Origin of the sequence: Acinetobacter sp. 809848 (genome assembly GCF_000581275.1) — a bacterium.
Taxonomy (GTDB): Bacteria; Pseudomonadota; Gammaproteobacteria; order Pseudomonadales; family Moraxellaceae; genus Acinetobacter; species Acinetobacter pittii.
Window position 1 is genome coordinate 1 of the sequence record NZ_JEXG01000015.1, and the last position, 12,431, is coordinate 12,431.

Annotated in this window: 8 protein-coding genes; all 8 read right to left on the reverse strand. The window is 36.9% G+C overall.

Translation table 11 applies throughout. The features are described 5' to 3' along the window. Positions 1–716, reverse strand: a 716-nt coding sequence (locus tag J536_RS13990) for a filamentous hemagglutinin N-terminal domain-containing protein (RefSeq protein WP_155758150.1), incomplete at its 3' end; no start/stop codon positions are given. Positions 717–740: 24 nt separating this feature from the next. After that, positions 741–2,480, reverse strand: coding sequence for a ShlB/FhaC/HecB family hemolysin secretion/activation protein (locus tag J536_RS13995; protein WP_032063160.1), 1,740 nt, complete (start codon positions 2,478–2,480; stop codon positions 741–743). A gap of 123 nt (positions 2,481–2,603) precedes the next feature. Next, positions 2,604–4,067, reverse strand: a complete 1,464-nt coding sequence (locus tag J536_RS14000; protein WP_032063161.1) for an amino acid permease — start codon at positions 4,065–4,067, stop codon at positions 2,604–2,606. A gap of 398 nt (positions 4,068–4,465) precedes the next feature. Then, complete coding sequence (astA, locus tag J536_RS14005) at positions 4,466–5,560, reverse strand: arginine N-succinyltransferase (protein WP_032063162.1); 1,095 nt, start codon at positions 5,558–5,560, stop codon at positions 4,466–4,468. Then, the gene (locus tag J536_RS14010) at positions 5,557–6,795 is read right to left on the reverse strand and encodes an aspartate aminotransferase family protein (protein WP_032063163.1); all 1,239 of its coding nucleotides are present in this window, start codon (positions 6,793–6,795) and stop codon (positions 5,557–5,559) included. The genes astA and J536_RS14010 overlap by 4 nt, the downstream gene beginning before the upstream one ends. A gap of 136 nt (positions 6,796–6,931) precedes the next feature. After that, a complete protein-coding gene (locus J536_RS14015) occupies positions 6,932–8,203 on the reverse strand; it encodes a Glu/Leu/Phe/Val family dehydrogenase (protein WP_005078412.1) in 1,272 nt (423 codons plus the stop codon). Between the two features lie 1,032 nt (positions 8,204–9,235). Continuing rightward, positions 9,236–10,669: an amino acid permease gene (locus J536_RS14020; protein ID WP_032063164.1), complete on the reverse strand. Its 1,434-nt coding sequence runs from the start codon at positions 10,667–10,669 to the stop codon at positions 9,236–9,238. Positions 10,670–11,082: 413 nt separating this feature from the next. After that, complete coding sequence (locus J536_RS14025; RefSeq protein WP_032063165.1) at positions 11,083–12,360, reverse strand: hypothetical protein; 1,278 nt, start codon at positions 12,358–12,360, stop codon at positions 11,083–11,085. Between the last annotated feature and the right edge of the window lie 71 nt (positions 12,361–12,431).

The window sequence follows — 12,431 nt, forward strand, 5'->3', positions numbered from 1 at the left end:
TTAGAATTGGGGTTCGCTGAGACCGTAATTTTCCCTTGGTCAACCGTAAACTGTTTGATGCTGCCATCAGCATTTAACTGGGGTTTACCTGTGGTAAAAATTGCCTTGTTGGCATTAATAAAACCACCACCTTTAATATTAATACCAGACGGGTTGGCAATAATGACATCAGCCATTTGCCCTGCAACTTCCAAGTTCCCTTCAAAACGTGAAGCGGCTGATGAATTTACTTCATTTAAAATAACTCGCGCTTCGCCTGTGGCTAAAAACGGGTTGGCTGCAACGTTTCCTACTGTTTTTGTCGTAGCACCCTGACGGCTGTTATTCAGGACTGCACCTTCTGCCAATACATCAAACTGTTTATAAATATTATGGGATATCCCATTTTTCGGAGTTTGAATATTAACGACAGGAACGACTGTACCTGCCGAGTTCTTTCCAGCACCAATGACTGCTCTATTCGCAGCATTTGCAGCACTATCCGCTACAATACCCGCATAAACAGGTGCTAAAGGCATCCACAAGCTAATACTGGCAACAAGTGCTTTCACTTGCCAGAGTTGATGAAATGCCTGAGATTCAGTGTTATCAATATTGGTCTGGGTACTTGCTTCACTTTGACCCGATGTCTTGGTCTGGCTTCGTACATTTTCAGCCACGGCCACAAACATTTGACGTGCTTTGCTATAAATAATGCGATAACTATTCTTGTTCATGAATAAAGTCTTTTCTAAAGTAAATTAATAAGAAAGGTTGATACTAAAACCGGTAACCCAGTCTTTTTTTATGCTGTCAGGTGCAATTAGTCCCCGACCTGTAAAGGCATCCAGATAAAAACTATTTTGATAAGTGCGCAGCCCCAAAACACTTCCGAGTAAATAACGCTGACCCGGTATGCTATTGCGGCCATTGACCCAGCCCTGATCAACTGCCATATAAAACTGGGTATTAGGAATTGGTGCATTCAAGCTGATTTCTTGCTGTAGATACTGACCGTTATCTCCGGAAAGCATGAGCTCACCATCAAAACCTCGTACGCTATAGCGCCCGCCAATATAGAAGCGGTCATTCGGTACTAAAATTTTAGGTGCATATTGTCCACGCCAGTTAAGGCGATATTGAGCTGGTTTTTCGAGCAAAAGAAATGGTGTGGTATAACGCAGATCTGCACTCCAAAGTGGAGCACGTGAGTAACCTTCAACAGGAAGATGGTTTCCATAAACATCCGTAATGTTTTCTTCTGGTGCAGTTCGGGCACCTACTCCCATCCCACGACGGTAATCGATGCTGCCGTCTAATACTGCATTTCCTAAATATTGACGGTGCTGAAACCCTAAATTCCAGCCTGAGGTTCTTCGGTGTAAGACATTAATTTCAATATCATCAATAAAACTTTGGCTTTCCTTATGATAAAGCTTTCCATAGACACTGGTTTTATGTTGTCCACTACGGCTAATGACACGAGATAAATTTAGGTTGGCTTGCTGACTGTTGCCATGGTAAAGCAGTGGACCATTCCCCCCTAAGACTGTTTGCTTATATTGATAGTCATTATAACTAAGACCTAAATCATAATAACCAACGGGTAACTGATAACTAATGAAATAACTTCGGTTTAAGTCTTCATTAAAGTCATCTAAAGAGTGACTCACGTTTAACGATAAAATATCATTTAAATGAAATGGATTATTGACGCCTATCCCGATATTTCCCATATAGGTACCAGTGTCCTGATTACCCGAGTCATCTACACTTAAATTGAAATTAAATTTTTGTAGTGGTTGAAGTTTGAGTATTAAATCGCTATAGCCCGTTAATTCTTTATCTTGAGCACTTGCGGGAGTAATTTGCATATCTACCGCATAGACACGTTTTAGATTTTCTAGCCCCTGATCGAGTTTTTTTAGATTTACAATGTCGCCCGCTTTAAATGGCAACCCTGTCTTAAGCTGTAATGAGGAAATTTTACCTTCCTGAATTATGATTTTATTCAAGCGACCAATTTGCACACTCAGGTTTAAATTACCTTGATTTAAGTCTTGTGGACTCACGACAATTTGACTGGTAATAAAACCCTTTTTTAAAAGTTCATTTTGGGCATAGTTCACGATGTTATGTAAACTTTGGGTTCCAATACATTTACCCAAAACATTCTGTGGGTGTTTTTTTATAGCTTTAACCACAAAGTTAAATTGCTGTAAGTCAGATTCCGACTGATCATTTAAAGGGATAAGACTAATTTTTTTAACCACTACGCATGGGCTTTCTTCAACAACTAAATGCTTAAAATCCTGTAATGGTTTGGTATTTTCATAAGGAGTTTGCTGAGCAAGCTGGTCTTGTAATTGCTGGTTAAGCTCTTTTAAACGTTGATCTTGAAGCACCTGGCTGGGCAAAGAAACATCTTCAATCGCATAGACATATTGGTGAAAACCCGCAAAAAGAATAAGGGAAGAAGTTATAAAATTTCTAGTTAACATTTTATAGACAGAATTGTACGTATAGTCACACTATTTTACACAAAAACAATATATATCTCAATATTTTATAAAAATAAAAAAGCTAGACACACGCCTAGCTTTAAAAAAATTTCATCTTCTAGCTTAAATATAATCAACCTTTTGAGCTTTTAAGATATCAAGCTGCAACATCTTTTTCTTTTTATATTTATAGGCAATAAATAAACCAATAAACCAGATTGGTGAGCACTCAAGTGCAATTAAAGTATCATGGTCTAAAGCTAAAATTACGATAGTAAAAACTAAAAACAACATGGTCAGCCATGCCATAAATAAACCACCTGGCATTTTATATTTTGACTGAATGTGTAGTTCAGGGCTTTTCTTACGATAATAAATATATGAAAGCACTATCAACATAAACGTAAAAATACATAAAATTGAAGTGAGCGCTGAAATAATCGTAAATGCAGTCATAACATTAGGCACAATAAATAAAATAGATGTTCCAACCGTTACGCACGCCATTGAAAATATAAGTCCGCGAATTGGAACTTTTCTTTTTGACAGCTTACTAAAGCTTTTAGGGGCATCGTTGTCTAAAGCCAAACCGTATAACATACGGCTGGTCGCAAAGATTCCACTGTTTGCAGAAGATAAAGCTGAAGTCGCAACAACAAAGTTGATTAAACCTGCCGCAATTGGTAACCCGACCAAAGTAAACATTTCCACAAATGGGCTCTTTTCTGGTGAAACTTTTGCCCAAGATGTGACTGCAATAATACAAACCAACGCGCCCACATAGAATAATAAAATACGTAAAGGAATAGAGTTAATCGCTTTTGGAAGTGATTTATGCGGATCTTTAGTTTCAGCAGCAGTCGTACCGACAAGCTCAATACCCACAAATGCAAAGATGGCAATTTGAAAGCCTGCCAAGAAACCTGTTACACCATAAGGGAACATCGACTCTGTTTCAAACAAATGGCTCATTGAAGCCTTAACCCCATTTGGAGAAGTAAACCCGGTCCCAATTAAATAAATACCAGCCAGAATAAATAGAATAATTGCAGTAATTTTGATGAGTGAGAACCAGAACTCAAGCTCACCGAACAATCGAACGGCCACAAAGTTAAGTATGGTTAAGATGGCCAATGATGTAAATGCCGGAATCCAAATGGGTAAATCGGGATACCAAAACTGCATGTACCCTCCGATCACGATTACATCGGCAATCGCAGTAATAATCCAGTTACACCAGTAGGACCAACCAAGGAAAAACCCCGCCCATGGACCGAGATAAGCTGTTGCAAAATCGGCGAAGGTTTTAAAATTCGTGTTGGCAAGCAACAATTCACCCATTGCCCGCATCACGAAGAAAAAGAAGAAACCAATAATTAAATAGGTTAAAACAATTGAAGTACCCGAAACACTTAATGTTTTCCCGGAACCCATAAATAATCCAGTACCAATTGCACCACCGATTGCGATCATTTGAATATGACGATTTGTCAATGAGCGCTGCAATTTCTCTTCTTCTTGCTCAGTCATATGTTGACTACCAAGAAGATCTCCTTCCAAGAACTGCTTTCCGTTATTCTTACTCATGTAATATTTACTCCAATTTATAGCAACCGTCGTAAATGCTTTAATAATAAATAAATTATATGATTATTAATTTAGTCCATTAAACCATTCTAAAATATTATTAAATCACTTAAGACCTTATAAATTCCTTTTTAAAAGCCATCACCTATAACAATAAAAATTATTCACCATTCCTTTCCTTCATTATTATATTAGCCTGATTTCCAAAATATAATTTCGATAAACATTTAAAATATATAAACTAATTAAATATTTTATTGATTTAACTTTTATAAAGAAAAACAGGCTAATTAATCTTAGCTCAGCGAGCAAGATTGTATTTATCCATATACCCATCTTGCGCTAGCGATAATATAGTATTCCTTCTTAAATTTGGTGAAATGTATAGTAATTTCCGCTTAATTAACAGCCATTCGAAAATGTTCAGTGGCTTTGAGTTTATTGACCACTTCTGGACTCGAAACTTGTTTAACATGAATACTTAGCACCCGAACTAAAGAGCCATTTTCAACATTCAATTGGTTTGCCTGTTCTTTTGTTAACTGCAATATGTTCTGATGAGGCTGGCTATACACAAGAATGGCGCGATAATTTTCATAGTCATCATTAGCCACAATGTAAGCTTCATCCCCTACAGCGATATTTTCAGTTTGTTCGACTTGTACCGTTACGGACTGACTTTCTTTAATCGCCCTTAAATTTTCGATATCTGCTTGCAACGTCGCACCGCCATCAAAAATATCGACATAGCCTTTATAGCGCAGTCCTTCTTCAAGCAAGAGATTGTAGGCTGGTCGAGTATTTGGGTGAACAATGCCAATCGCAGCTTTAGCATCGTCCGGCAACATATCGACATAGAGTGGATGTCTTGGCATCAGCTCAGCAATAAAAGCCTTTTGCCCGACACCACTTAAGTAATCGGCTTTGGTAAATTCAATATTAAAAAACTTATGACCTACTGCGTTCCAAAATGGTGATTGTCCATTTTCATCAGAATATCCGCGCATTTCGGCAACAATCGTTTCTTCAAAATATTGGCGGAATGCTGAAAGAAATAAGAAACGGACTTTAGATAGAAACTTGCCATTTTTATTTAAGCGATAGTCAGGGTCTAAAAATAACGTACAAAGCTCACTACAGTTAGTATGGTCGTTACTCAAATACAAAGTCGGTAAAGCGTTATAAACACTTAACGGTTCAGAAGCATGAACTTGTGTTCCTACATGGAAGTTATACCAAGGCTCTTTTAAACCAAGTGCGACTTCAATACCGCAAACACCGACAACTTTGTTGAGTTCAGTATCTTCTAAAACAAATAGGTAAACCTGATCTGCCTTTGGGAGTTCGCCTGCGACTGTCTTACACGCCCTCTCAATACGAGCAGCAAGTTTTTCCATATTGGGCTGCAAAGATGTCAAACCAAAACCCGCTTTTTTTGCCAACAGGTAAAGGTCATTAACATCTTTAGGTTCGATGTAACGAATACTCATCATGCTGCTTGTTCATCCTTTTGAATTTCAACAAAGCGAGCAAGCGCACGTTCAAAGCGTTTTAAACCTTCATCAATATCAGCAAATGGAATGATTAAAGACGGTGTAAAACGTACAACATTCGGACCAGCAATCAGACTCAGTAAACCTTCTTCGCCCGCAAGGTTATTGATGTCTTTTGCTTTACCAGCAAATTTGTCTTCTAAAGCGCAACCTATCAATAAGCCTTCACCGCGAATCGTTTTAAAGACTTCATATTTTTCATTTAATTGATTTAAAGCATTTTTATAGTAGTCATGGCGCTCTTTAACGCCATTCAGTACTTCAAGCGTATTAATAAACTCAAACACTGCACCAGCAACCGCACTTGCTAACGGGTTACCACCATAAGTCGTACCATGTGTACCGACAGAAAAATGCGGAGCAAATTTATCTGTTGTTAGCATTGCACCGACTGGAAAACCACCACCCAGTGCTTTTGCAGTCGTTAACACATCTGGAATGACACCAGAGTTCATATAGGCATAAAGTGTACCTGTACGGCCAACACCCGTTTGTACTTCATCAAAAATCAGTAAGGCGCCGAACTGATCACATAGTGCTCTTAAGCCTTTTAAAAATTCGATATCAGCTGGAATTACCCCGCCTTCACCTTGGATCGGCTCAACAATAACTGCACAAGTTTGCTCATTAATGGCCGCTTTTGCAGCTTCTAAATCATTAAAGGCAATATGGTTGATACCATTTGGAAGTGGTGCAAAGTCTTGTGAATATTTAGGTTGACCACCCGCTGAAACGGTAAATAAAGTACGGCCATGGAAAGCATTGTTAAATGCCACAATGCCGCTTTTTCCAGCAACGCCGCTGTCTAAACCAACTTTACGAGCCAGTTTTAAAGCAGCTTCGTTGGCTTCTGCACCTGAGTTACAGAAGAAAACCTTATCTGCAAATGTATTTTCCGTGAGTTGTTTTGCAAGGCGTAGAACGGGTTCATTTGTATAACCATTGCCTACATGCCAAAGTTTTGTTGCTTGTTCTGTTAAAGCATTTACTGCCACTGGATGCGCATGACCTAATGCGTTTACTGCAATCCCGCCTGCAAAATCGATATATTCTTTATTTTCTTGATCCCAAATACGTGAACCTTCGCCACGTACCGGAATGAAATTTGCCGGTGCAAAAACTGGAACCATCCAGTCGTTAAAGTTGCTTCGAGTTACAGAAATTGGCTGTTCCATGCTTACCTCAGTATTTATTTAATATATTCGATAACACTTAAATTTGAATAATTCAGAAAAAGGGACTGAACAAATAAACCCTATAACATCCTTTATATTTGTTCAGACCACTTTTTCTAAAAGTAATTTCCGCAGATTAGCCTGGGAAAATACCGCGTTCTTTACGAGCTTTTAAGATACGCTCACATGCCAAGATGTAAGCCGCTGTACGTAAAGTACAAGCGTTGCTGTTTGCTGTATTCCAAACATCTTCCATAGCTTGAACCATCAACTTGTCTAAACGCTCGTTGATTTCTTCTTCGCTCCAGAAGTAGCTCGCCATGTCTTGAACCCATTCGAAGTAACTTACAGTTACACCGCCGGCGTTACATACCACGTCAGGAACTACAACAATGCCACGCTCAACTAATACGTCTTCAGCTTTAGGATATGTCGGGCCGTTTGCGCCTTCTAAAATCAACTTAGCTTTAAGTTTTTGAGCACGTTCAACAGTGATTTGGCCTTCCAATGCAGCTGGAACAATAATGTCAACTTCAGCTGTCCAGAAATCTTCGTCAGCAATTGATTGAGCGCCGGCAAAACCACCAACACCTTGATTTGCATTTACGTGATCACGTAATGCTTCAAGATCAATACCATCAGCATTGAAAATTGTGCCAGTGTGGTCTTGAACGTGTGTAACTTTCGCTTTCGATTCAACAAATAAGAAAGCTGCTTCACTACCTACGTTACCAAAACCTTGAATAGCAACTTTCGCGCCTTCAATTGGTAAATTAATTTTTGCTGCTACTTCACGACCTGTAACGAATACGCCACGACCAGTTGCTTTTACACGACCTAAAGAACCGCCTAAGTGAACTGGTTTACCAGTTACAACACCAGTTACCGTGTGACCTTGGCTAGTAGAATAAGTATCCATCATCCAACCCATGATATTGGCATTCGTACCAACGTCTGGAGCAGGAATATCTTTTTGAGGCCCAATAATATGACCAATTTCAGTCGTATAACGACGAGTCAAACGCTCTAATTCACGAGTTGATAATTTACGTGGATCAACACGGATACCACCTTTTGCACCACCAAATGGCAAGTTCAAAACAGCAGTTTTAATTGTCATCCATGCAGATAACGCCATCACTTCATTCAAATCAACATTTGGATGGTAACGAACACCGCCTTTACCCGGACCACGAGACAAGTTGTGTTGTACACGGTAACCTTCAAAGTGCTGGATCGAACCGTCATCCATCACGATTGGCACGTCAACAATAAGCGCACGCTTAGGACGTTTTAAAGTATCGATATAATCAGCTAAGTGTTCTAAATATGGCGCTACACGGTCAATTTGTGCCAAGTAAGTTTGCCATGCATCGCTATGTTCGTTTACGTATGAAAGATCTGACATCTTTTTTCCTATATACCTTCATAGACTCAGATTTGATAAATCCGTAGTCTTTATTATTCAGCAACCAAAACCTTGCAATAACAAAGTCTTAGTTTATTTACTAAACCTTCTGCTCTTCTAAAGCATTAGATTTTTTAAATTCCATTTGTTGATACTAAAAGTATGATCTACTTTTATATATCGATATCTTTTACAAGCTTTCTTTCATGTAACTTACTGTTTATAAAGCTATCTTTATAAAAGCAAAGTTTAACCACAACCCACTTAATCCAGTCGGCTGAAATATAAATACAAAAGAAATGGCATAACCGTTTGGGAGTTAAAAAGAACGATGATTTATAAAAAAATCATATGTCCATAAAAATTATTTTGACTAATCGATAGATCCCTCCATTAGTCTTTTTAAAAATAAACATTGTTCAATAATGCTACAGATTAATTATCTCTACACACACCGCTTAAAATTAAGCCGGAACATAGCTATAAAATCTTCCAATAAATATAGCATAGAGCACACTCATTTAGAACATTTTAAAATAAATAAGCAGAGAAAAAATAATCAAATCGCACTAATCTTTATAATAAAAAAACAACAAATATTAAAAAAAGCTTAACTTTAATAAAAAAAATTTATAGAAAACATAAAATCATAATTTAAAAAAATACACCAAATTAAAATCATAAATAACAATAACTTAAAAATTAATCACCTTTATGAATTTGTCAAAAAATTATACCCTCTCTACATTAAATCTATAATAAGTCCATTTCTAATTCATATTTTATAAAAACCCAAAAACCTCTTTATCAAATAACCAAGCTAAACATAGACTTAATCAACTATTAATAATAAATAAATATTAATAAGAATCCGATAAATGGTAATTTTATAAAACAATATTTGTTTTCATGATCAAAAATAAAACTTCATTTTTAAAAAAAATACAGAAGTTCTTTCTTTTGTAGTTCCTCTAAGGCACAAAAAAAGGCCCCTTTCGGGACCTTTAAAAACACATTTTTCGACTAAAAAGCTTAGCTTTGCACTAGATCTTTCTTTCGATAAAAAATGAAGTAGCTTGCATAACATAAAATGATAAAAATAATGCAGCAGATAAAACCAACTTGCATAGATGGGTCAAATACCATACTGATACAGGTAACGATACAGAACAGCCCACCTACAATTGGAGTAAGAGGGAAAAGAGGTGCCGCGAAGCGTAAATCTTTTGCTGTTTTACCCGACTTATACCACTGTCTACGGAAGTTAAACTGTGAAACGCAAATCGCAATCCAAACCACAACCATTGTAAAAGCTGCAACGCCCAACAAATTCTTAAAAATTGTTTCTGGCGCGAATTGTTCTGAAAGCAATCCAGGAATTGCACCAAACATAGTTACAGTAATGGCAACAATCGGTGTACCAGAAGGAGTTAATTTAGAAAATATTTTTGGTAATTGATTTTTTGCCGAAAGCGACCACATCATACGTGAAGCAGCAAACAAACCAGAATTTGCAGCAGATAGTAAAGCCGTAATAATTACAAAGCGAATAATGTCTTCTGCGTATGGAATACCAATATAGTTAAATACCGTCACAAAAGGACTATTACTTACTTCATTTGCACTAAGGCCTGCAAGCTGGAACGGCAGTAATGAACTAATCACCACAATTGTACCAACAAAGAAAATCAGTAAACGCCAAATAGCCGCATTGATTGCTTTAGGAACTGTCTGTGCTGGATTCTCAGCTCCCCCCGCCGCTACTCCAATCAATTCAGTGCCCGAAAAAGCAAAGTTAACAATCAGCATAGTGGCAAAAATTGGGAAGAGACCATTTGGAAACCAACCGTGAGCAGTCAGGTTACTAAATAATGGTGCTGTTTCATGTCCGTGGTAAGGAATAAAACCAAAAATTGCCAGTAAACCTAAACCAATAAAACAAATAATAGTGACAACTTTGACGAGTGCCAACCAGAATTCAGATTCGGCAAATAATCGAGTTGAACTGATATTAAGGAAAAAAACTAAGGCGCCAAAAAAAAGAGTCCAAGCCCATACCGAGGTAGATGGAAACCACTCCTGCACCAATAAAGCTGCCGCAGTAAACTCAGTCCCCAAAGTTGCAGTCCAAGTTAACCAATAGAGCCAAGTAATCATATAGCCCGTACCAGGACCAATATAACGGCGGGCGTATTCCCCAAAAGAACCTGATTCCGGTACATGAACCGCAAGTTCACCAAGGCATAACATCACGGTATAGGCAATTAAACCGCCCAAAAAATAAGAAATAATTGCGCCAATTGGGCCTGCTTGGGAAATTACATCACCAGACCCTAAAAAAAGACCTGTACCTATGGCACCGCCAAGGGAGATCATCACCAAATGTCGAGTACTCATTGCTCGTTTCAAAGGTGCAGAACTTCCATGTTGCGATGCATCATTATTCCGATAATTTAATGATTGCATATAAAAAACTGTAACGACAATTTAGTAAAAAATCATTTTAGGAGAAAAAAATAAATATGCAATTATCTTTGAATAGTGAACTTATTTTAACCAAGCTCTTCAAGTCAAAATAAAATATATAGTAAAAACATTTATTTATATTTTTTTATAGCTATAACTGTATTTTAATTAATCTTATATTATTTCTATAATTTATGTATTAGGAAAACACATTTATTTTTAAATATAATATTTATATATATTACTAGTTATGCCTACTTTAAATACAGCAGATCACCATATAATAAACCTACTATTTATTTAAATAATGAATTTTAAAATAATATACAAATAAGTTTATAAAAAAATATTTTTTAAGCAAAAAATAAAGCCCAAACCTAAAGGTCTGAGCTTTATTTAAACACTATAAAGTTTTAATAGCTGATGGTGGTCAACTGCTCTGTAGGTTGAATTGAACCTTCCGTAAATTCACACAGCCCTTGTTCCTCACAAGATAAATTTAGTTGCTTATAGCTAATCGCAAAAGAATCCGAATATTTTTTGATTACAAATGGGCTCATATCCGATGTTAAAGGCTCTTCACTCTTGAACAATTTAATAATCTTACGATCATTCATCGCTAACAAATAAATTTCATTATTTAATTCAATATGCACTACACCAGTTTGCTCAGCCACAATTGGAACCAAATAAGATTTATTCGCCAACAGAACATCCAGAGCATAACTTTCAAACTTTGAGTTGATGAGGTTGAATACCAAAATTAAACCAAAGCTAGTCTGCAAGCCTTCTTTGTAATTTGCATCTTCTTGAATTCGTTGTACTTTAACCCCAAGCTTTTGAAAGTCCAATTCAGTTGCTTGCTTTGTTTTTATCAGACTACGTGTAATAGCCTGTTTAAGTGGGTTATCAAAATAACGTTCATCTAGCTGAAAATCATTTTGACGTAATATTTTTAACAACATTTCATCATGTTGGGTAAGAACATGCGCAAGTACATTACGGAAGTAAAACTTACTTTGTTTTTTGACCTTACGAACTTGCTGATAAAAATAGATTTCATCGAAATCATGTTCAATAAAATCATGTAATAAACTTGAACTAGCCAATACAGACAATGCTTCATGACCAGTAAATGGCAAATGAATCGTATGTAAGCTTGGTAACAGTTCTTTTATTTTTAAGTAATGTTCACGGTCAATCGAGAAATATGGGTCATAAACAATAACGTATTCACGCGCTGAATCGACATCTTGCGGCTGAATCTGCATGTCTTTATTTGCTATAGCATCAAAAAACTCAGCATAGCGTCGGTCTTCAACGTGTTCAGGGTCAATTGAATATTGAGGCACAAATGCAATCACACGGTTCATATTCAATAAATTAGAATATTTGATTGCCGCATAGCCGCCCATTGAACCGCCATAACCCACAATATTTTTAAAGCCTTTTAGAATAGGCGAAATTGCTTTTGCCAGCTCAATCATGCTTGCTTGAGGAAACCATGATTTTTGTTTTGGCATTACCCCAATAACATTATATTGGTATTTAATTAGGGACTTTTCAGCATTGATAGATAAGCCACTCGCTCGGGTAATCAAATCGCCAAAAGAGAGAACCAATGTATTAGAATCGCCTGGTAAAAAAATGGCTCTAATGTGTTCGTCTTCAAAAATAATTTGCTTATCCATGCTCACACCGAAAGAAAATTTACTCCCACATACAACGTCAAAAATGAAACAAAATAGGTGTTTTGCCAATT